This window comes from Methylobacterium gregans, assembly GCF_022179245.1.
GTDB classification, from domain to species: Bacteria; Pseudomonadota; Alphaproteobacteria; order Rhizobiales; family Beijerinckiaceae; genus Methylobacterium; species Methylobacterium gregans.
Map to the genome: position 1 here is coordinate 22,059 of NZ_BPQM01000071.1, position 22,443 is coordinate 44,501.

General features: G+C 69.2%; 15 protein-coding genes. 12 read left to right on the forward strand and 3 right to left on the reverse strand.

Going from position 1 to position 22,443, the window contains the following annotated elements; genetic code table 11:
- Positions 1–81 precede the first annotated feature (81 nt).
- The 10 genes from MFF54_RS15200 to MFF54_RS15245 all read left to right on the forward strand — a co-directional run bounded on the left by MFF54_RS15200 (position 82) and on the right by MFF54_RS15245 (position 10,454).
- Entirely contained in the window at positions 82–939 is an 858-nt protein-coding gene (locus MFF54_RS15200; RefSeq protein ID WP_238303703.1) for a cytochrome c oxidase subunit 3, read from the forward strand.
- Positions 940–1,069: 130 nt separating this feature from the next.
- A complete protein-coding gene (locus MFF54_RS15205; protein WP_238303704.1) occupies positions 1,070–1,441 on the forward strand; it encodes a DUF983 domain-containing protein in 372 nt (123 codons plus the stop codon).
- Positions 1,442–1,452: 11 nt separating this feature from the next.
- On the forward strand, positions 1,453–2,211 hold the full coding sequence (locus tag MFF54_RS15210; RefSeq protein ID WP_370880151.1) for an SURF1 family protein: 759 nt from the start codon (positions 1,453–1,455) through the stop codon (positions 2,209–2,211).
- Positions 2,212–2,278: 67 nt separating this feature from the next.
- A complete protein-coding gene (locus MFF54_RS15215) occupies positions 2,279–2,707 on the forward strand; it encodes a DUF4864 domain-containing protein (protein WP_238303706.1) in 429 nt (142 codons plus the stop codon).
- Positions 2,708–2,874: 167 nt separating this feature from the next.
- Positions 2,875–3,111, forward strand: coding sequence for a hypothetical protein (locus MFF54_RS15220; RefSeq protein ID WP_238303707.1), 237 nt, complete (start codon positions 2,875–2,877; stop codon positions 3,109–3,111).
- An 80-nt stretch (positions 3,112–3,191) separates the two neighbouring features.
- Positions 3,192–4,604 carry a threonine synthase gene (gene thrC, locus MFF54_RS15225; RefSeq protein ID WP_238303708.1) on the forward strand — a complete coding sequence of 471 codons (1,413 nt, stop codon included), beginning with the start codon at positions 3,192–3,194 and terminating at the stop codon, positions 4,602–4,604.
- A complete protein-coding gene (locus MFF54_RS15230; protein WP_238303709.1) occupies positions 4,601–5,896 on the forward strand; it encodes a M16 family metallopeptidase in 1,296 nt (431 codons plus the stop codon). The genes thrC and MFF54_RS15230 overlap by 4 nt, the downstream gene beginning before the upstream one ends.
- Positions 5,897–6,122: 226 nt before the next feature.
- Entirely contained in the window at positions 6,123–8,996 is a 2,874-nt protein-coding gene (locus tag MFF54_RS15235; RefSeq protein ID WP_238303710.1) for a sensor domain-containing phosphodiesterase, read from the forward strand.
- Between the two features lie 151 nt (positions 8,997–9,147).
- Positions 9,148–9,492, forward strand: coding sequence for a hypothetical protein (locus MFF54_RS15240; RefSeq protein ID WP_238303711.1), 345 nt, complete (start codon positions 9,148–9,150; stop codon positions 9,490–9,492).
- Between the two features lie 32 nt (positions 9,493–9,524).
- Positions 9,525–10,454: a ferredoxin reductase domain-containing protein gene (locus MFF54_RS15245; protein WP_238303712.1), complete on the forward strand. Its 930-nt coding sequence runs from the start codon at positions 9,525–9,527 to the stop codon at positions 10,452–10,454.
- Positions 10,455–10,581: 127 nt separating this feature from the next.
- Here the strand turns inward: MFF54_RS15245 and MFF54_RS15250 are convergent, their stop codons facing one another.
- Positions 10,582–13,110 carry a glycogen/starch/alpha-glucan phosphorylase gene (locus MFF54_RS15250; protein ID WP_370880140.1) on the reverse strand — a complete coding sequence of 843 codons (2,529 nt, stop codon included), beginning with the start codon at positions 13,108–13,110 and terminating at the stop codon, positions 10,582–10,584.
- 339 nt (positions 13,111–13,449) lie between these two features.
- Here MFF54_RS15250 and MFF54_RS15255 point away from each other — a divergent pair, with 339 nt between their 5' ends.
- Together MFF54_RS15255 and glgA are read left to right on the forward strand one after the other, a co-directional pair.
- Complete coding sequence (locus MFF54_RS15255; protein WP_238303714.1) at positions 13,450–15,036, forward strand: alpha-amylase family glycosyl hydrolase; 1,587 nt, start codon at positions 13,450–13,452, stop codon at positions 15,034–15,036.
- Positions 15,037–15,202: 166 nt separating this feature from the next.
- Complete coding sequence (glgA, locus tag MFF54_RS15260; protein WP_238303715.1) at positions 15,203–16,729, forward strand: glycogen synthase GlgA; 1,527 nt, start codon at positions 15,203–15,205, stop codon at positions 16,727–16,729.
- Between the two features lie 151 nt (positions 16,730–16,880).
- Here glgA and glgB read toward each other — a convergent pair whose 3' ends face one another.
- Both glgB and treS read right to left on the reverse strand, forming a co-directional pair.
- A complete protein-coding gene (glgB, locus tag MFF54_RS15265; RefSeq protein WP_238303716.1) occupies positions 16,881–19,157 on the reverse strand; it encodes a 1,4-alpha-glucan branching protein GlgB in 2,277 nt (758 codons plus the stop codon).
- Positions 19,158–22,418: a maltose alpha-D-glucosyltransferase gene (treS, locus tag MFF54_RS15270; protein ID WP_238303717.1), complete on the reverse strand. Its 3,261-nt coding sequence runs from the start codon at positions 22,416–22,418 to the stop codon at positions 19,158–19,160.
- Positions 22,419–22,443: the final 25 nt, after the last annotated feature.

Below are 22,443 nucleotides of genomic sequence, written 5' to 3' on the forward strand. Positions count from 1 at the left end.
GCACAGGCCCCGCGATCAACAGGGCAGGACCCGCGGCCAGGGATGGCCGAGCGGTCTCAAGGGGTCAGGAGAAACGTTCCGATGGCAGAGGCGCACGCCAAGAACCACGACTTCCACATCCTGGCGCCCAGTCCCTGGCCGCTGCTGGGAGCGATGTCGGGCTTCGTGATGACCACGGGCGCCGTGTTCTGGATGAAGAGCATCCAGTTCGGCACCCTCTCGCCCGGCCCCTACGTGTTCGGCGCGGGTCTGCTGGGCGTGCTCTACACCATGTTCGCGTGGTGGAGCGACGTGGTGAAGGAGGCCAATTCCGGCGATCACACCCGCGTGGTGCAGCTCCACCACCGCTACGGCATGATCATGTTCATCGCCTCCGAGGTGATGTTCTTCGTCGCGTGGTTCTGGGCCTATTTCGAGGCCGCCCTCTACACCGCGGACCCGATCCAGGCCTCCCGCGTCGAGTTCACCGGTGGCACCTGGCCGCCCAAGGGCATCGAGGCCTTCGACCCCTGGCACCTGCCGCTGCTCAACACGCTGATCCTGCTGACGTCGGGCACCACCATCACCTGGGCGCACCATGCCCTGCTGCACGGCGACCGCAAGGGTCTGAAGCTCGGCCTGCTGCTCACCGTGATCCTGGGCCTGCTCTTCACCGCCTGCCAGGCCTACGAGTACCACCACGCCGCTTTCGGCTTCTCGGGCAGCATCTACTCGTCGACCTTCTTCATGGCGACGGGCTTCCACGGTGCCCACGTGATCATCGGCACGATCTTCCTGATCGTCTGCCTGCTGCGGGCGAACGCGGGCCAGTTCACGACGCAGCAGCACCTCGGCTTCGAGTTCGCCGCTTGGTACTGGCACTTCGTCGACGTGGTCTGGCTGTTCCTCTTCGCCGCCATCTACGTCTGGGGCGCAGGCGCCGGCCACGGCGCACACTGAACACCGGCCGCCGCGCTCCGCGCATGGCGGCGATGCGAAGGGCGGCTCCGGCCGCCCTTTTTCATGCGTGCGACGCTGCGCGATCCCATATCGGTCTTCCGGGGGATCCGCGTTCGAGGGAAGCAGAATCTTGGATCACAGCCAACACCGGCCGGAGCCGATCCCGACGGGCCTGCGGGGACGCTGCCCGCGCTGCGGCGAGGGCCACCTGTTCAAGGGCTTCCTCACCCTGCGCCCGTCCTGCGAGGCCTGCGGGCTCGATTACGCGAACTTCGACTCGGCGGACGGGCCGGCCTTCTTCGTGATGTCGATCGTCGGCCTCGTCGTGGTCGGTCTCGCCCTGTGGATGGAGATCACCTACGAGCCGCCGATCTGGGTTCATGCCCTGGTGGCGGGCAGCCTCTCGATCGGCCTCAGCCTGCTTCTGGTGCGCCCGCTCAAGGGCATGCTGGTCGCTCTGCAATACGCCAACAAGGCCGAGCAGGGGCGCTTTGAGCCGTGAGCGCCGAGGCCGTGTCGCCCGCCGGAACACTTGCCCGGAAAGCCGCGTGGCGCGACCTGATCGCGCCAGGCCTGTCGGCGCTGATCGTGCTGAGCATCCTTCTCGGTCTCGGCTTCTGGCAGATCGCGCGCAAGACCGAGAAGGAGGCGCTGATCGGCCGGATCCGCGAGCGCTCGCAATCCGCGCCCGTTGCGCCACCGCCGCCGGACGTCTGGAACCCGGTGCGCGACGAGTTCCGGCACGTTCGGGTGACCGGCCGCTTTCTGAACGACCGCGAGACGCTTGTGCACGGCCTCGCGCCCGGCGACACGCCGGGCCGGGCGCTGCAGGGCTACTATGTGCTGACCCCGTTCCGGCAGGCGGAGGGCAGCACGTTGCTGGTCAACCGCGGCTTCGTCCCGACCGAGCTGAAGGCACAGGAGCGGAGGCTGGGTGGCCTCATCACCGACGAGACCATCGTGACCGGGCTTCTCCGGGCAAGCGAGCCGCGCGGATTGTTCGTCCCTCCCCCCGATGCGAAGCGCGGCGAGTGGTTCAACCGGGACATCGGGGGGATTGCCGAAGCACGCAGCCTAGGCGCCGTGGCGCCCTACCTGATCGAGGCGGACGCGGTGCCGGGCCAGACCACTTGGCCGCGCGGCGGCCAGCTCCGGATCGACCTGCCGAACAATCACCTGCAATACGCATTCACGTGGTTCGGCATCGCAGCCTGCCTGATCGGCGTGTTCTCGGTCTTCGCCTGGCGGCGCCTGCGCGATCCGGTCGCCTGAGCGCGCTTGCGCGCGGATGCCGCCGCCCTACCCTCGTCGTCCTGGCATCTCGAAGCAGGTGAGCACGATGGGCGCGCGGCTGACACCCTTGATCTTTCTGCCCGCTCTCCTGCTGGCGGTCTCTCCGGTGGCGGCCCTGGACGAGGCCGACCATGCGGCGGCCAAGACCGTGATTATGCGGCAGGTCGAGGCTCTCGGGCGCGACGATGCCGCGACCGCCTACGATCAGGCGGCACCCGGCATCCGGAGCCTCTTTCCGACTCCGGACGTCTTCATCGGCATGGTTCGGACGAGCTACCGTCCGATCTACCGGCATCGCAGCTTCGTCTTCAGCGGGAAGCAGGACGGCAGCGAGACGACCTTGACCCAGTCCGTGGCGATTCAGGACACCGACGGCATCGATTGGACGGCAGAGTACAGCCTTGAGCGGCAATCGGACGGACAATGGCGGATCGCCGGCTGCCGTCTGATCAAATCCCCCGGCATCAACCTCTGATTGCACAGTTTCTCACAAGCAATCCCAAGTCTATAAAACAGACTGAATCTGTTGTAATTCCGCATCTCTCGGACTTTGCCGGAGGATTCCCGTCGAACATTTGGGATCTCCTACGTCCTTGCGCAGTTTCCGGCTCGGAAAACAAAACGGCGGGGGTAGGGTCGGATATGGCAAGAGCCACGCAGGAGAGGGGAAGCGCGCCGGATCCCGCGACCTCGCTCCAGGATGCGGATCGCTACGACCCGCTCCGCATCGCTCTGCGGAACGCGCGCGACGCGTTCGATCCGGACCGTGCAATGCAGGAGCGGCGTGCGCCTGCGGCTCCGCTGATCTGGTACATCGAGGACACCCCCGACATGGCGCTCTCGCGAACGAAGGCCGATCCGGACGCCCGGCCGCTTTAGCCGGATACCGGCATCCTGTTCGGGGACTTCGACACCGCTGCCGGCATCGTGTAGAGGGGGCGCCTTCCCCGGAGGCCCCTGTGTTGCACGTCTCGACCCGCGGCGACGCCGCGCCGCTCTCGTTTTCCGACGCCCTCCTTGCAGGCCTCGCCCGCGACGGCGGCCTCTACGTGCCCGAGAGCTGGCCGAGCCTGACGAAGGATGCGATTGCCGACCTCGCGGGCCTCTCCTACGCCGACGCGGCCAAGCGCGTGCTGCGCCCGCTGGTCGACGGCGAGATCGCCGATGCCGATCTCGACCGAATGATCGACGAGGCCTACGCCACCTTCCGGCACCCGGCCGTCTGCCCGCTCGTCCAACTCGACGACAACCTCTTCCTGCTCGAACTCTTCCACGGTCCGACGCTCGCCTTCAAGGACGTGGCGATGCAGCTCCTCGGGCGGCTGATGGACCACGTGCTGCGCCGGCGCGGCAGCCGCGCCACGATCGTGGGCGCCACCTCGGGCGATACGGGCTCGGCCGCCGTCGAGGCTTTCGGCGGCCTCGATCAGGTCGACATCTTCATCCTCTACCCGCACGGCCGGGTCTCGGAGGTTCAGCGGCGCCAGATGACCTCGGTCGCCGCGCCGAACGTTCACGCGCTCGCCGTCGACGGCACATTCGACGATTGCCAGAACATCGTCAAAGCCCTGTTCCAGCACGCCGATTTCGCCGACTCGGTGAAGCTGTCGGGTGTCAACTCCATCAACTGGGCGCGCGTCGCCGCGCAGGTGGTCTACTATTTCACCAGCGCGGTGGCTTTGGGCGCCCCGCACCGCCCGGTCTCCTTCGCGGTGCCGACCGGCAATTTCGGCGACATCCTCGCCGGCTGGGTCGCCAAGCGCATGGGTCTGCCGATCGAGCGCCTGATGATCGGCACCAACGCCAACGACATCCTGGTCCGCACCCTGGAGCACGGCGCCTACGAGCTGCAGGGCGTGACGCCCACCACCTCGCCCTCGATGGATATCCAGATCTCCTCGAACTTCGAGCGGCTGCTCTTCGAGGCGCTGGGCCGCGACGCCGCGTCCATCCGCCGCCTGATGGCGGGCCTGAAGCAGTCCGGCGGCTTCCGCCTGGACGAGTCCGTGCTGGCCACCGTCCGCGCCGAGTTCGACGCGCACGCGGTCTCGGAGGCCGACGTGATGGCGGAGATCCGCGAGACGCACCTCGCGACCGGCGTCACCCTCGACCCGCACAGCGCCATCGGCGTGCGCGCCGGCCGCGGCCTGCTCGACAAGGATCCGCGCACGCCCGTCGTCTCGCTCGCCACCGCCCATCCGGCGAAGTTCCCGGACGCGGTCGCGCAGGCGACCGGCGGCTCTCGCCCAGCGCTGCCCCCGCACCTTGCCGATCTGCTGGAGCGGCCAGAGCGCCTCACGCGTGTGGCCAACGATCAGGCTGCCGTCGAGGCGCTGATCCGCGAACGTGCACGCATCACGAGAGGCGCATGAACCAGCATTTCGATACGCACGGCGCCTCGCCCTCGCTGCGGGTGACGCGGCTCGCCAACGGCGTGACCGTCGCGACCGAGGCGATGCCGGGCGTGGCGACCGCGACGCTCGGCGTCTGGGTCGGTGCAGGCTCCCGTCATGAAAGGGCGGACGAGAGCGGACTCAGCCACCTCATCGAGCACATGGCCTTCAAGGGCACGCGCACTCGCTCGGCCCGTCAGATCGCCGAGGACATCGAGAATGTCGGCGGCGAGATCAACGCCGCGACGTCGGCCGAGGGCACGAGCTACAGCGCACGGGTGCTAGGCGAGGATGTCGGTATCGCCCTGGACGTGATCGGCGACATCCTCACCGACTCGGTCTTCGACGCAGGCGAACTCGCCCGCGAGAAGAGCGTGATCCTGCAGGAGTACGCCGCGGTCGAGGACACCCCCGACGACGTGGTCTACGACGCCTTCACGGAAGCGGCCTTCCCGGACCAGCCGATCGGCCGGCCGATCCTCGGGCGCCCCGAGACGATCCGCAGCTTCGACGAGGCCGCGATCCGGGCCTATCTCGCTCGCGAGTATACGCCCGACCGCACCGTCGTGGCGGCCGCGGGCGCGGTGGAGCACGAGGTCTTCGTGGCGGCGGCCGAGCGCCATTTCGGCGCGATGCCCGCCGTCGAAGCGCCTCCGGCCGTTGCCGGCAGCTACGGCGGCGGCGAGCGACGCATGCCGCGGAAGCTGGAGCAGGCCAACTTGGTCATCGGTCTGCCGGGCCTCTCCTTTCGCGACGACGGCTACTACGCCCTGCACATGTTCGCTCAGGTGCTGGGCGGCGGCCTGACCTCACGCCTCTGGCAGGAGGTGCGGGAGACCCGCGGCCTCGCCTACGAGATCCAGGCCTTCCACTGGCCATTCTCCGATTGCGGCCTCTTCGGCATCGGCGCCGGCACGGCTGGCGGCGACGTGGCCGAGCTCGTCTCCGTGACGCTCGACGCGGTGGTGCGCGCCACCCGTGACATCGCGCCCGATGAGATCGCCCGCGCCAAGGCGCAATTGAAGCTCTCCCTGCTGGGTGCCCTAGAGACGCCCGGCGGCCGCATCGAGCGCAACGCCCGCCAGATCCTGGCCTGGGGCCGGGTGATCCCGGCCTCGGAAGTGATCGCGAAGGTCGACGCCGTCACGGTCGAGGACGTGCGGGCGGCGGGCGCGGCGATCCTCGCGGGCGCTCCCACGCTGGCGGCGATCGGGCCGATCAAGGGCCTGCCATCCCTCGGCACCGTGCAGGCGGCCCTGCGGGCGGCCTGACCGGTCGCCCATCGGGATGATCGGGCGCCGCATCCGGCGCGCCCGGCGCCTCCCAACTTGTTTTGGCCGCAAACGCGGGTGATCCGTCCCGAGCCGCCGGCCGGCAGGAAGCGGTGGGTCGTTCACCCCCTCGCGACCTGCCGGCTTGCCCAAGATCAACCCCGTCTTTACCAAAAGCTAACCTGAGCCGTTCACGCGCTCGCTCGCCCGGCCGGAACCCGTCTCGTTGCGCATCCTCGCCCTCCTCCTCGCGTTCCTCGTCGGCGCCCTTGCGGCGAGCGCACCCGCGAGCGCGGTCGAGGCGGTCCGCGTCACGCTGGATTCCCCGGTGATCGACCTGACGCCGGCAATCGAGCGTTACCGCTCGGACGGCGACCTGATCCAGATCTCGACCGCGCCGGGCAAGGACGGCATCGTCCGTCGCATCGTGGTGAAGGCGCGCGACGCGGGCGCCCGGCCCGACTGGATGGTCTTCGCGCTTACCAACGACACCGACGAGCAGATCGATCGCATCCTGGTTGCGCCGCATTTCCGGCTGGTCGATTCCGGCGTGGTCTGGCCCGATCTCGGCGGCTCGCGAATCGCAGCGATCACCGCGAGCCAGGGAATCCGGCCCGAGCGCGACGAGAACCCGGAAGCCGACCAGTTCGTCATCACGCTCGATCCCGGCACGACGGTCACCTACGTGGCCGAGCTTCGGGGGCCGAATATCCCGCAGGTCCATCTCTGGGACCAGGACGCCTACCGCAAGAAGGCCGCGGGACTGACCCTCTACAAGGGCATCATCATCGGCATCGCGGGTCTCTTGGCCCTCTTCCTCACCATCGTGTTCGTGGTGAAAGGTGCCATCATCTTCCCGGCCGCCGCCGCACTCGCATGGTCGGTCCTGGCCTATGCCTGCATCGATTTCGGCTTCCTGCAGCGGGTTTTCCCCGTCACGGAACTCGCCGAGCGGGTCTACCGCGCCTCCGCCGAGGCGGTGCTCGGCGCCACCCTGCTGGTCTTCCTGTTCGCCTACCTGAACCTCTCGCGCTGGCACGTGCGCTACAGCCACGTCGCCTTCTTCTGGCTGGCCTTCCTGGCGGGCCTCGTGGGGCTCGCGGTGTTCGACCCGCCGGTGGCAGCGGGCGTCGCCCGCATCTCGATCGCCGCGGTGGCGGGCGTGGGCCTCCTCCTCATCCTCTACCTCGCCACGCATAACGGCTACGACCGCGCCATCCTGCTCGTGCCGACCTGGACGCTCCTCGTGGTCTGGGTCACGGCCGCGGGCTTCGCGGTGACGGGCCAGATCGGCAGCGAATTGGTGCAGCCGGCCCTCATCGGCGGCCTCGTGCTCATCGTCATGCTGATCGGCTTCACGGTGATGCAGCACGCCTTCGCGGGGGGCGGGCTCTCGCACGCCCTGGTCTCGGATACGGAGCGGCGTGCGCTGGCGCTGACGGGGGCGGGGGACATCGTGTTCGACTGGGACGTGCCGGGCGACCGCGTCTTCGCCGGCCAGGAGATCGAGAGTCAGCTCGGCCTCTCCCGCGGCGCCCTCGAAGGCCCGGCCGCGAACTGGCTCGCGCTGCTCCACCCCTTCGATGTCGAGCGTTACTCGGCCGCGCTCGACACCGTGATCGAGGAGCGGCGCGGGCGCATCGTCCACGATTTCCGCCTGCGCTCCGCCGGCGGCGCCTATTTCTGGTACCGGCTGAAGGCCCGGCCGGTGATCGGCTCGGACGGCGAGGTGATCCGCGTCGTCGGCACCATTGCGGACGTGACCGAGGTGAAGACCGCTGAGGAGCGCCTGCTGCACGATGCGGTACACGACAGCCTCACCGGCCTGCCGAACCGCGAGCTGTTCGGCGACCGACTCGACGCGGCTCTGGCCTATGCCAGCCAGGACGCGCGCCTGAAGCCAACCGTGATCGTCCTCGACATCGACCGGTTCAAGGGCATCAACGACGCGATCGGGCTGTCGGCCGGCGACTCCATCCTGCTGACGCTGTCGCGGCGCCTCGGCCGCCTGCTGCGCCCGCAGGACACGCTGGCGCGGGTCGCTGGGGACGCCTTCGCGGTCATCCTGCTCTCCGAACGCGAGCCCGACCGCGTGCTCGCCTTCGCCGAGATGATCCGGCGCGCCATCGCCACGCCGATCACCTACGCGGACCGCGAGATCTTCCTCACCGTCTCGATCGGCCTGGCGCTGCACGAGACAGGCGCCCACCCGAAGCGCGACGACGTCTACCAGAGCGCCGAGATCGCGATGATCCAGGCCAAGCGCGGCGGCGGCGACCGCATCGAGGTGTTCCGCGCCAATATGCGGGCCGAGCGCTCGGACCGGCTGATGCTGGAGGCGGACCTGCGCCGCTCCATCGAGCGCAACGAGATGAAGGTGCTGTTCCAGCCGATCGTCCGGCTGGAGGACAGGACGGTGGCGGGCTTCGAGACCGTGCTGCGCTGGGACCACCCGAAGCTCGGGCGCATCCCGTCCTCGACCTTCATGCCGGTGGCCGAGGAGACCGGCTTCATCGTCAATCTCGGGATCTTCGCCCTGGAGCGCACGGCCCTCGAACTGGCTGCTTGGCAGCGGGCGCTGGAGGTCGAGCCGCCGATCTTCGCCTCCGTCGACGTCTCCTCACGCCAGCTCCTGCGCCACGACCTCCTGCACGACGTGAAGACCGTGCTGGCCCGCTCCGGCGTCTTGCCGGGCTCGCTCAAGCTCGAGCTCTCCGAGAGCCTTGTGATGGAGAACCCCGAATACGCCGCGCAGATGCTCGCTCGCATCCGCGATCTTGGGGCGGGTCTCTGCCTGGCCGATTTCGGCACCGGCTACTCTGCGCTCTCCTACCTGCAGCGCTTTCCGTTCGACACGATCAAGGTCGATCAATCCTTCGTGCGCCAGATGGCCACCGGCAAGACCGCGATCCTGCGCTCGATCGTCAAGATGGCGACGGAGCTCGACCTCGCCATCGTGGCCGAGGGCACGGAATCGGAGGCCGACGCACAGGCGCTCGCCGAGCTCGGCTGCGAGTACGCCGAGGGCTACGCCTTCGGCGAGCCGATGACGATGCTCCAAGCCCGGCAGCTCTGCGGCGCGGCACCCGAGGCCGCCTGAGTTCTGCCCCGGGCCCGGACGGACCGAGCCCGATCGCATCGAGTCGACGCATCCATTTAAATCTGCCTTAACCATGTTGCGGCACGGTTCTGTGGAAGAACGGCCCTTCGCGCACAAACTCGCGCGGCGGCTTTGTCGAGTGGAGAGGCGTATGGCCGACGCGGCGCGTCAACTGGATCAGACCGGCGGAGCCGACGTGGTGCGTCGGCTCATCGCGCGCCCGATCCGCCTGGAGCACACCCGCCACCTTGAGGAGACCGTCGCGCCCGAGCCCGCCGCGGATGAGGGCGAGGACGCGGCGGACGAGGTCCGCGACGTCGCTTCGCTCGAGGCCGAACTGGCCCTGCTCAAGGCCGTACTCGACGCGGAGCGCCGCGAGGGCGCGAGCCTGCGCGCCCGCCTCTCCGATCCCGCCACGGCCGATGCGGCCGACGGGGTGGCCGTGCGCGAGCGCTGGGCCGCCTTGGTCGACGACCTGCTGCTGCGCCTGCGCTGAACCGCTCCCATCCCGCTGACCAGGAGACGCCCATGAGCGCGCGCTGCTCGCTCATCGTCAACGGCAAGGCCGTGCGCGTCTCAACCGGCGACACGCCCGTCGAGGCTGCGCTGGCCGAGGGCATGATCGGGCCGATGCAGGCCCTGCACGGGACGGCCCTGCTCGGGCAGGCGCCCGGCCCGGCCGCCAGGCGTGCCAGGGCTCGCAGCAGGCGACCCGACGCCCTCAAGACCGCTCCCCTGCCCGGCCAGACCATCGAGCCGTCGGAGACGCGCGCGCTGCCGCAAGCCAGCCGCAAGGGCTCGTTGACCGATGTCCGGGTGCTGAGCCCGCACGTCGTCGAGGCGGTGGTCACACTGACGAAGCGCCTCGACCTGGAGCCCGGTCATCAGGTGGCGGTGAGCTTCGAGGGGCTAGCCCCGCTCACCCTCGCGCCGACGCTGCGGGTCGACGGCACGACGGAACTCAACGAGCTGGTCTTCCACCTGCCGCGCTGCGAGCGGGACGGCTGCTTCGTCGAGGCGCTCGCCCCGAAAGCGGCCGTGAAACTCAAGGGCCCCCTCGGCCGCGGCCAGTACCGCCCGGGCGGCGGCCGGCTCGTCCTCGTCGCGGCCGGAACGGGCTTCGCGCCGATCTGGTCGATCGCCCACGCGGCCCGCTACATCGAGCCCGCCCGCGAGATGCACCTGATCGTCGGCGCCCGCGACGCGCTCGACCTCTACATGCGCGACAGCCTCGACTGGCTGCGCCGCACGGGCGTCGCCCGTCTGGTGCTCACGGCCGATCGTGGCCGCCAGCGCCCCCCGGACGTGCGGCCGGGGCCGCTGACCGCCCACCTGCCGACGCTGCGCGCTACCGACGTGGTGCACGTGGCCGGATGCCCCTCGACGGTGGGCGCCGTCCAAGTGCTGGCTGCCTCGGTCGGCGCGCGCTGCTACCCGATCCCGGTGGATCTCGGCTGACGCGGCGGGGACGCCGCAGGCTTCCCGCTCCTCCCGACGATCGGTCTCGACCTCTCGCGACTGTGCCCACCTGACACGGGAAGCGCCCCGTCCCTTCTGGGACGGGGCGCCGACCTCGAAACCGCGCTCAGGCCAGCTTCACGCGCCAGATCTCCTCCGCGTATTCCCGCATCGAGCGGTCGGAGGAGAACCACGCCATCCGGGCGGTGTTGTGGATCGCCCGCTTCCACCAGCCCTTCGGATCGTTCCAGGCGGCATCGATCTCGCGCTGCGCCCGCCAGTAATCGTCGAAATCGCAGGTGAGCAGGTACTGGTCGCGGTGGCGCAGGTCGTCGGTGAGCGGCCGGAAGCGGTTCGGCTCCTCGGGCGAGAACCGGCCCGAGGCGATCATGTCGAGCGCGGCGGCGAGCCGCGGCGAGTTCCAGATCGCGTCGCGGGCGTAGTGCGGCTCCGCCGAGCGGGCTCGCACGCCCGCGGCGTCCAGCCCGAAGATGAAGATGTTCTCCGGGCCGACATGGTCGCGGATCTCGATGTTGGCGCCGTCGAGCGTGCCCACGGTGAGCGCCCCGTTGAGCGCCAGCTTCATGTTGCCGGTGCCCGACGCCTCCATGCCGGCGGTCGAGATCTGCTCGGAGAGGTCGGCCGCCGGGATGATCGCCTCGGCGAGGCTCACCGAGTAGTTCGGCAGGAACACCACCTTAAGCCGATCGGCCACGTCGGGATCGTCGTTGACCGCGCGCGCGACATCCGCGGCCAGCTTGATGATGAGCTTGGCCTGGGTGTAGCTCGGCGCTGCCTTGCCGCCGAAGATCTTGACCCGCGGCGTCCAATCCTTGTGCGGCTCGGACTTGATCGCCTGGTAGAGCGCGACCGTCTCGACCACGTTGAGGAGCTGGCGCTTGTACTCGTGGATGCGCTTGATCTGCACGTCGAACAGGGCGGACGGATCGACCGTGACGCCGGTGCGGTCGTAGATCACCTCCGCCAGCGCCTCCTTGCGCCCGCGGCGCACCGCGGCGTAGCGCGCCACGAAAGCCGGATCCTCCGCGTAGGCGTCGAGGCCCCGGAGCAACTCGGGATTGTCGAGGACGCCCTCGCCCAGGGTCTCGACCGCGAGCCGGGTCAGGCCCGGATTGGCGTTGTGCAGCCAGCGCCGGAAGGTGATGCCGTTCGTCTTGTTGACGATCTTCTCCGGCTCCAGCGCGTGCAGGTCCGCGAAGACCGTCTCGCGCATCAGCTCGGTGTGGAGCGCCGAGACGCCGTTCACCCGGCGCGAGCCGTGGAAGGCGAGATGCCCCATGCGCACGCGCCGCCCGTGCGACTCGTCGATGAGCGAGACGGACGCGAGATGGGCCGCGTCGCTCTTGCCGTCCTTACCCTGCGCCTCGAGGTGCATCCAGTTGATCAGGTAGATGATCTGCATGTGGCGCGGCAGCAGCCGCTCCATCAGCTCCACCGGCCAGGTCTCGAGCGCCTCGGGCAGCAGGGTGTGGTTGGTGTAGTTCAGCGTGTTGGTGGTGACGTGCCACGCATCCTCCCAGGTGAGGCCGTGGTCCTCCAGCAGGATTCGCATCAGCTCCGGCACCGCGATCGCCGGGTGCGTGTCGTTGAGCTGGATGGCGGCGTGGTCGGGCAGCGAGCGCACGTCGCCGCGCTCGGCCACGTGGCGCAGCACGAGATCCTGCAGCGAGGCCGAGGTGAAGAAGTATTCCTGGCGCAGGCGCAGCTCCTGGCCGGCGGTCGAGGAATCGCTCGGGTAGAGCACCCGCGAGATCGCCTCGGCGCGCATGCGGTTCGCGACCGCGCCCACATGGTCGCCGCCATTGAACTGGCCGAGATCGACGGGTGCCTCCGCCTCCGCCTTCCACAGGCGCAGCGTGTTGACGGTCTTGCCCCGCCAACCCACCACCGGCACGTCGTGGGCCACCGCCCGGACGGTCTCGGCCGGGTGCCAGGTGCGGCGGATGACGCCCTCGCTCACCATCGACATGGTGACGTGGCCGCCGAAGCCGATCCGGTAGGTCGCGGCGGGCCGGGCGAACTCCCACGGGTTGCCTTCCGCGAGCCAGGTCTCCGGCGCCTCGCGCTGCCAGCCGTCCTCGAAGGACTGGCGGAACAGGCCGTGGTCGTAGCGGATGCCGTAGCCGTAGGCCGGGATGCCGATGGAGGCCATGCTCTCCATGAAGCAGGCGGCGAGCCGGCCGAGGCCACCGTTGCCGAGCGCCGCGTCCGGCTCTGCGCCCTCGACCGTGCCGAGATCGACGCCGAGTTCGGCCAGCGCCTTCCGGGTGGTCTCGACGAGGCCGAGATTGTTCATGGCGTCGGACAGGAGGCGCCCGATCAGGAACTCCAGCGAGAGATAGTAGACGCGCTTGTTCGGGACCTGCTTCTCCGCCGCCAAGCAGGCGTCGACGATCCGGTCGCGGAGCGCCAGCGCGGTGGCGGCGAACCAGTCGCGCTCCCGCGCGGTCTCGGGCGTGCGGCCGATCACGTAGGCGAGCTTGGCACGGATCGCCTCGCGCAGATCCACCACCGCGTCGCCCGTGCTCGGGACAACGGGTCGCGCGGCCCTCGCCGCGGCGGTCCCGGCCGTCACGAGCGCGTCATCCGTTTTCTCGACACCGGCAGCGGGCGGAGAAAGAATTTCGTTGAGCACGTCAAATCCCCCATTCAAGGCCCCGCTGCGTCTCTGCGCATCCGTTGCCGCCTCCGGATTGATCCTGGATGGCCGGCCCGGCGTTCGGGGCTGGTGATCCTGCGACCGCGTTGCGGCCGTGTGAAGGCGCGTCTGAGGCATGAATCGGCCTCTGCAAGCGATGTGCCGCCCGCACTGTGATGCGTTCGACACAAATCGCCTGACTGGGAGTCAGTGTTCACCACCCAGGTTGAAGCAATGCTGAATGCGCCGGATCGATCCCTTCGGCCGGCGCATCATCCGGTCGCCTCGACCGCGCCGAAGAGCTAACCCTGTCAGCGCGATTCAACGAGGGGCGACATGACTGAAACCGTCTGGTGGAAGCGCGGAACCGTCTATCAGGTCTATCCCCGCTCGTTCCAGGACAGCAACGGCGACGGCGTCGGCGATCTCGCGGGCATCACGCGGCGGCTCGACTATCTCGCCTGGCTCGGCGTCGACGCGGTCTGGATCTCTCCGGTCTATCCCTCGCCGATGGCCGATTACGGCTACGACGTCGCGGATTACTGCGGCATCGACCCCCTTTTCGGTTCGCTCTCCGATTTCGATGAGTTGGTGGCGCAAGCCCATCGGCGCAAGCTGAAGGTGATCCTCGACTTCGTGCCGAACCACACCTCGATCGCGCATCCGTGGTTCACGGAGGCGCGGGCCTCTCGGGAAAACCCGCGGCGCGACTGGTACATCTGGCGTGATCCGGGGCCGGACGGCGGACCGCCGAACAACTGGCTCTCGAATTTCGGCGGCCCGGCCTGGACCCTCGATCCGGCCACCGGCCAGTACTACTACCACGCCTTCCTGCGCGAGCAGCCAGACCTGAACTGGCGCAACCCCGCGGTGCGGGCGGCGATGTACGACGCCCTGCGCTTCTGGCTGGAGCGCGGCGTCGACGGGTTCCGGGTCGACGTGATCTGGCACCTGATCAAGGACGATTCGTTCCGCGACAACCCCGCCAACCCGCACTTCGCCGAGCACCTGCCGGAGATCAACCGCTTCCATCAGGTCTACTCCGCCGACCGGCCGGAGGTGCTCGACGTGATCGCCGAGATGCGCGCCGTGCTGCGCGCCTACGGCGAGCGGGTTCTGATCGGCGAGATCTACCTGCCGCTGGAGCGGCTGATGGCCTATTACGGCCCCGACCTCTCGGGCGCCGACATGCCCTTCAACTTCCAGCTCATCCAGACGCCCTGGCGCGCCGACGCGGTGCAGGAGCTGGTGGAAAACTACGAGGCGGGGCTGCCCGAGGGCGGGTGGCCGAACTGGGTGCTGGGCAACCACGATCAGCCCCGGATCAGCGCGCGCATCGGCGAGGAACAGGCCCGCATCGCCGCGATGCTGCTGCTCACCCTGCGGGGCACGCCGACCCTCTACTACGGCGACGAGCTCGGGCTCGGCCACGTGCCGATCCCGCCGGAGCGCGTGCGCGACCCCTGGGAGCTCAACGAGCCCGGCCACGGGCGCGACCCGGAGCGCACGCCGATGCAGTGGGAGCCGGGGCCTCGGGCGGGCTTCAGCACCGCCGAGCCCTGGCTGCCGCTCTCGCCCGACCACGAGACGCGCAACGTCGAGTGCCTGCAGGACATGCCCGGCTCGATCCTGACGCTCTACCGCCGTCTGCTGGCGCTGCGCCGTGAGCACCCTGCCCTCGCGGTGGGCAGCTACCGCACGCTCGCGCTCGGCCTGCCCGACATCCTCGCCTACGAGCGGAGCGTGGGCGACGCGCGCCTCCGGGTGATCCTCAATTTCGGTACGGCGGCGCACGAGATCCCCCTGCCGGAAAGCGAGACCTGGACGGTCCTTCTCTCGAGTCGGGGCGGCCGGGCCGGCGAGCGGGGTGCCGGTCGGACCGTCCTGGGCGGGGCCGAGGGGCTCATCCTGATGCAGTCCTGACACGCGGATGCTGCATCGCGGCGAAGCCCGCGAAAACGCCATGTTCGGCTGGCCTAATTTGTGCGACGCACAGGAACCGACCCGGCTCGGGAGCGTTGCCATGTCGAACTTGGCCGCGGGCGCCTCAGCCCGTCTCGGGCGATCCGCCCGTATCGAGAACGCTGCAATGAGTTTTTGGGGTTGTTCGGACGGCGAGAGCCACGAGCCGCAGCGTTGCCTTGCGCCCGATCCCTCCCTCGACTCTCGAACCTCACTACAGCCGCGCGTGCTGTTCGCCACGCCGGAGATGGCGGATTTCGTGAAGACCGGCGGCCTCGGTGAGGTCGCGGGCGCGCTGCCGCGCGCGCTGCGCCGCGACTTCGACGTGCGCGTGCTGATCCCCGGCTACCGACAGGTTCGTGCGGCCCACCCCGATATCCCCGTGGTCGCCCGCCTCAACGGCTATGCGGGGGTGCCGGCCTGCGATCTCGGCCTCATCGAGACGGATGACGGGCTGCAGATCTACGTCCTCATCAACGCCGACCTGTTCGAGCGCGACGGCACGCCCTACGGCGATGCGGGGGGTGATTTCGGCGACAACGACCTGCGCTTCGCGCGGCTCAGCCTCGCCGCCGCCGAGATCGCGGTCGGCGCCGACCCGGCCTGGCGCGCGGATCTCCTGCACCTCAACGACTGGCAGGCGGCCCTCGCCCCGGCCTATCTCGCGTGGCGGGGCCTGCGCGTACCGAGCGTTCTGACGATCCACAATCTCGCCTACCAGGGCCTGTTCCCGCAGGCCAATCTCGGCCGGCTCGGCATGCCCGACTCCGCCTTTCAGGTGAACGGCGTGGAGTTCTACGGTCAGCTCTCCTTCCTGAAGGCGGGCATCTACTACGCCTCGTACGTCACGACGGTGAGCGAGACCTACGCCCGCGAGATCCAGACGCCGGACATGGGTTGCGGTCTCGACGGGCTGCTGCGCACCCGGGCCAGCCAGGGCCGGCTCGCCGGCATCCTCAACGGCATCGACGAGAGCTGGGATCCGCGCACCGATCCGTACCTCGCCACCCGCTTCGAGGCCGACGACTGGAAGGGCAAGCGCGCCAACGCCGAGGCCGTGCGTCAGCATTTCGGCCTCGCGGTCTCGCGCGGGCCGCTCTTCGCGATCGTGTCGCGGCTGGTCCACCAGAAGGGCATCGACCTCTCGATCCAGGCGGCGGAGACCATCGTGGCCGAGGGCGGCCAGATGGTGGTGATCGGCCAGGGCGAGGGCCGCTTCGAGAACGCCCTGCGCAACCTCGCCCGCAAGTACCCGGAGGCGGTCGGCGTGCATGTCGGTTTCGACGAGGCGGATGCGCGCCGGATGTTCGCGGGCAGCGACTTCCTGCTGATGCCCTCGCGCTTCGAGCCCTGCGGCCTCGCCCAGATGTACGCCCAGCGCTTCGGCTCCCTGCCGATCGTGCGGCGCACCGGCGGCCTCGCCGACACGGTCGAGGATGGGGTGACGGGCTTCAGCTTCTCGGAGAAGGACGAGGGCGGCTTCGGTGGCGCGGTCCGGCGCGCGCTCGACACGTTCGGGCAGAAGAAGCGCCTCAACACCATGCGCCGGACCGCGATGGGCCGCAGCTTCGGCTGGGACAACTCGGCGGCCCATTACGCCGCCCTCTACGCCCGCGCCTTCGGCAACGCCGCGCCGCGCTGGCGCGCGGCCTGAACCGGGATTTCAAAGGGCCCCAGGCCCTTTGGCAGGGTTCGAGGCGGAACCCTGAACGGCGATGCCCTGGCCCCCCGAAAGGTCGTCGACCTTTCGAGACCACGACCATCACGAGAGGCGCGCGGGGCCGACCCGCGCGCCTCTCGCGTTCTCAGCGCTGCAGCACGAAGATCGTCGTGCCGAGCGGCGGCAGGGTCAGGTTCAGGGACTGCGCCTGCCCGTGGCTCGGGCTGTCGTCGCTGTGCAGGCCGCCCTGGTTGCCGACATTCGAGCCGCCGTAGACCTCGGCGTCTGAGTTGAAGGCCTCGCGGTAGAAGCCCGCCTCCGGCACGCCGATGCGGTAGCCCTGGCGCGGCACGGGCGTGAAGTTCGAGACGACGATCGCGATCTCGCCCGGCTCCTTGCCCTTGCGGGCCCAGGCAATGACGCTGTTGTCCTGGTCGTCCGCCACCAGCCACTGGAAGCCGCCCGCCTCGACGTCGCGGCTGTAGAGGGCCGGGGTCGAGGTATACAGATGGTTGAGGTCGCGGATCGCGTCCTTCACGCCCCGGTGCAGCGGATCTTCGAGCAGGTGCCAGTCGAGGGATTGATTGTGGTTCCACTCGCGCTCCTGGCCGAACTCGCCGCCCATGAAGAGCAGCTTCTTGCCCGGGTGCCCCCACATGAAGCCGAAATAGGCGCGCAGGTTCGCGAACTTCTGCCAGCGGTCGCCCGGCATCTTGCCGAGCAGCGAGCCCTTCCCGTGCACGACCTCGTCGTGGGACAGCGGCAGCACGAAGTTCTCGGAGAAGGCGTAGAGCAGGCCGAAGGTCAGGTCGTGGTGGTGGTAGCGCCGGTGGATCGGCTCCTTCGAGATGAACTGCAGGGTGTCGTGCATCCACCCCATGTTCCACTTGAAGCCGAAGCCGAGGCCGCCCGTGTAGGTCGGGTGCGAGACGCCGGGCCAGGAGGTCGATTCCTCCGCCACTGTGATCGTCCCGGGGGCGTGCGCGTAGGTCGCCTCGTTGGTCTTCCGGAGGAAATTGATCGCGTCGAGGTTCTCGTTGCCGCCGTACTGGTTCGGGATCCACTCGCCCGCGCGGCGCGAGTAATCGAGGTAGAGCATCGAGGCGACCGCATCCACGCGCAGGCCGTCGAGGTGGTAGTGCTCCAGCCAGAACCGGGCGTTGGCGGCGAGGAAGGTCGCGACCTCCGTGCGCCCGAAATTGTAGATGTAGGTGCCCCAATCCTGGTGGAAGCCTTGGCGCGGATCGGCATGCTCGTAGAGATGCGTGCCGTCGAACAGGCCGAGCCCGTGCGCGTCGAGCGGGAAGTGGCCCGGCACCCAGTCGAGCAGAATGCCGATGCCGGCCTCGTGCGCCGAATCCACGAAGGCCGCGAACTCCTCCGGCGTGCCGAAGCGGCTCGTCGGCGCGAAGAGCGAGACCGGCTGGTAGCCCCACGACCCGTCGAACGGGAACTCGGTGATCGGCAGGAGCTCGATATGGGTGAAGCCCATCTCCTTGACGTAGGGGATGAGCCGCTCCGTCATCTCCTTGTAGGTGAGGTAGCGGTTGCCCTCGTCGGGTACCCGCGCCCACGAGCCGAGATGGACCTCGTAGATCGAGATCGCGCTGTGGCGCGGGTCGCGCGCGCCGCGCGTCTCCATCCAGCTCTTGTCCTGCCACTCGTAGCGTGTGGCGCCGTTGAGGACGGAGGCGGTCTCCGGCGGGTGCTGGGCCCGGAAGGCGACGGGATCGGCCTTCAGCGGCAGCACTGAGCCGTCGGGGCCGCGGATCTCGAACTTATAGGTCTGCCCCACCTTCAGGCCGGGGACGAACAGCTCCCAGACACCGCCGTCCTGCCACTGCCGCATCGGGTGGCGGCGGCCGTCCCACTCGTTGAAATCGCCCACCACGCTGACGCGCCGGGCGTTCGGCGCCCAGACGGCGAAGCGGAAACCGTCGATGCCGTCGAGGTTGCCCTGCTGGGCGCCGAGGATCCGGTAGACGACGTTCGTGCCCACCTCGCGCAGCGCGTTGACGTCGTGCTGCTCGATCGAGGAGCCGAAGCTGTAGGGATCGTAGCGCTTGCGCCGCGACCCGTCCCAGTGCTCGACTTCGATCTCGTAGAGCGGGCGGCCCTCGCCCTTCACCGAGGCGATGAAGAAGCCGTCCGGGTGGCGCCGCTCGAACGGTATGCTGCGCCCGGCAGTCAGGAGCGTGGCCGCGCGCGCCTCGGGCAGCACCGCGCGGACCTCCCAGGCGCCGGGTCCGACCTGGTGCGGACCGAGAATCCCGAAGGGGTCGCCGTGATCGGCCGCCATCACCGCCTTGATCGTGTCCGGGTGGAGGCTCGGACGCGCGGCGGGCGGCGGCGCCTCGGCGGCCCGGGGCGGAGCAGATCCGCGCTCGGTTCCGCTCGCGAAGCTGTCGTCGATCGCCGTCATTCAAGCGCCTTTGGTGCGTTCGTTCAGAATGTTGAGAACCCCGCGTGCCGGGATTTCGATCCAGTCCGGACGGTTGTTGGCTTCGTAGTCGATCTCGTAGAGCGCCTTGATCAGCAGAGAGAGGCGAAGAAGATTGTCCTGCGTCGCCGGGTCCGTGACGGCGGCCGGGCTCTCCCGCACCGCGTCCGTGTAGCCGGCGAGGAACGCCTCGTTGATCATGCCGAGCCACGCCACAGCGGCGCTGCGCCCACGGCCCTCCGAGTCGGCGAAGCGGCTCGCGATCTCGCGGATCACGGTCTCGGCGCCGTACGCGAAGGAGCGCAGCATCCCGGCGACGTCCCGCAGGGGCGTCGACTTGGCGCGGCGCTCGTCGGCCGGACGCGAGGGCTCGCCCTCGAAATCCACGATGATGAGGTCGCCTTCCGAGACCAGTACCTGGCCCAGATGGTAGTCGCCGTGGATGCGCGTCTTGTGCGCGCCCCGCGGCGTGCCCTGGGTGAGCGCGGCGATCAGGGCCTCGACCTCGCCGCGGCGGCCGTGGAGCTCGGCGACGTTCGGCCGATCGAGCCCGCGCTCCACCACATTCTTCATGCCCGCGAAGGCGCGCTCGGCCTGCAGACGGGCGTCGCGGCCCATGACGGCGAGGTCGTCCGCGCCGAACGCTTCCGGCTGGAAGGCCGCGTCGTCGCTGTCGGTCGCGAGCGCCCGGTGCAGCTCGGCGGTGCGGCGGCCGAGGAGGTCGGCCCAGCGCAGATGCGCGCTGAAGGCTTCTTCCGGCTGAGGCGCCTCGCTCTCGGGGGCCAGGACCACCGTCTCGAAATCGCGGCGCAGGCCCTCCAGCATCACCGTCCAGGCATCGCCCTGGTTCAGCACGTAGCCCTGCAGCACGGCGAGCGCGGTGCGGGTGCCGTCCTCGGCGACGTGCTCCAGCGTGCCGAGCAGCGCCGGGGTGTTGGTGAAGTGCGCGACCTCGGTGAGGAAGCGCCCGACCTCGACCTCCGGATGGGTGCCCGGCTGGAGCCGCCGCAGCAGCTTCAGCATCATCTTCGAGCCGATGGCGATCGAGGTGTTGCTCTGCTCGGCCGAGAGGCGGCGCACCTCGCCGGCCTCGTAGGGGATCTCGGGATCGAAGGCCGAGGTCTTCGAGAAGACGAGCGTCCCGCGCTCGGTCGAGATCTCGCGGCCGTCGCGCATCCCGTCGATCAGGGCGACCGCGAAGTCACTGGAGCCCGCCGCCCCGTAGAGCAGGCCGGTGCGCGGCCCGCGGCGGACGCGCGCGACCGCGTAGGGCATCAGGGTCTCGTCCTCGCGGCCCTCGTCCACGCCGACGGGCACGAAGTAGTCCTGCCGGTCGCCGTTCGCCAAACTGACGGTGACGCGCGGCAGCAGGAAGCGGGCCTCGCCCTCACCTTCCTTCAGGACCGCGCAGTCGATGATCTGCACGCCCTTGATGCGCGAGCCCTTGGCACCGAACCAGCGGCGGCTCGCCAGGAAGGGCGGGATCACCGTGCGCTCGAAGGCGGTGCGCTCGCGGCCCGCCACCAGGGACTCGATGCCGCCGGTGAGCACCAGCGTGAACAGCTCCGGCGCCTCGCGCTGCGGACCGACCGCGCCGGTATTCGCCGAGGAGAGCGAGAACCAGTAGAAGCCGTAGGCCGGCAGCGTCAGCAGGTAGGGCAGCTCGCCGATCGCCGGGAACTCCGTGCCGCCGGTCAGCTCGATCGGGATCGCGCTGCGCAGCTCCGACAGGTCGAGCTGCACCGCCTGCGGCGCCCGCGAGAGGTTGGCGACGCACAGGATGCGCTCGCCCTCGAACTCGCGGATCCAGGCCAACACCTTGCGGTTCGACGGGTAGAGGAACTGGATCGTGCCGCGGCCGAGCGCGACCGAGTTGTTGCGGATCGCGATCATGCGCCGCGTCCAGTTCAGCAGGCTCGTCTGTGCCTGGACCTGCGCCTCGACGTTGATCGCGTCGAAGCCGTAGATCGGGTCCTGCACGGAGGGCAGGAACAGCTTCTGCGGGTTGGCCCGCGAGAAGCCGCCGTTGCGGTCCGGCGACCACTGCATGGGCGTGCGCACGCCGTCGCGGTCGCCCAGATAAATGTTGTCGCCCATGCCGATCTCGTCGCCGTAGTAGAGCACCGGCGTGCCGGGCATCGACAGGACGAGAGACTTCATCAGCTCGATCTTGCGCCGGTCGTTCTCCAAGAGCGGCGCGAGACGGCGGCGGATGCCGAGATTGATGCGCGCGCGGCGCTCGGCGGCGTAGAACGACCAGAGGTAGTCGCGCTCCTCCGCCGTCACCATCTCGAGCGTCAGCTCGTCGTGGTTGCGCAGGAAGATGGCCCACTGGCAGCCCTCCGGGATCTCCGGGGTCTGGCGCATGATGTCGGTGATCGGGTGCCGGTCCTCGCGCGCGATCGCCATGTACATGCGCGGCATCAGCGGGAAGTGGAATGCCATGTGGCACTCGTCGCCGTCGCCGAAATACTGCGCCGTCTCCTCCGGCCACTGGTTGGCCTCGGCCAGGAGCATGCGATCCGGATAGCTCGCGTCCAGCGCCGCGCGGATCGCCTTGATGACGTCGTGCGTCTCCGTGAGGTTCTCGCAGTTCGTGCCGTCACGCTCGATCAGGTAGGGGATCGCGTCGAGCCGGAGCCCATCGACGCCCATGTCGAGCCAGTAGCGCATCACCTCGATGACCGCTTCGAGCACCGCCGGGTTGTCGAAGTTCAGGTCGGGCTGGTGCGAGTAGAAGCGGTGCCAGAAATACTGCTTGGCGACGGGATCCCAGGTCCAGTTCGAGACCTCGGTGTCCAGGAAGATGATGCGCGTGTCCTTGTACGGCTCGTCGGTGTCCGACCAGACGTAGAAGTCGCGCTCCGGCGATCCGGGAGGCGCCTCGCGGGCGCGCTGGAACCAGGGGTGCTGGTCCGAGGTGTGGTTGATGACGAGCTCGGTGATGACGCGCAGGCCCCGCTCGTGCGCCGCCGCCACGAAGGCCCGGAAATCCTCCATGGTCCCGTAGGACGGGTTGATGTCCCGGTAATCGGCGATGTCGTAGCCGTCGTCGCGCAGCGGCGAGGGGTAGAACGGCATCAGCCAGATCGCGGTGACGCCGAGATCGCGCACGTAGTCGAGACGCTGGGTCAGCCCGGCGAAGTCGCCGATCCCGTCGTTGTTCGAGTCGAAGAACGACTTGACGTGGATCTGGTAGATGATGGCGTCACGGTACCATTGCGGATCGCTGCGATCGATCATCGCGTCGCTGCCTCATGCGTCGGGT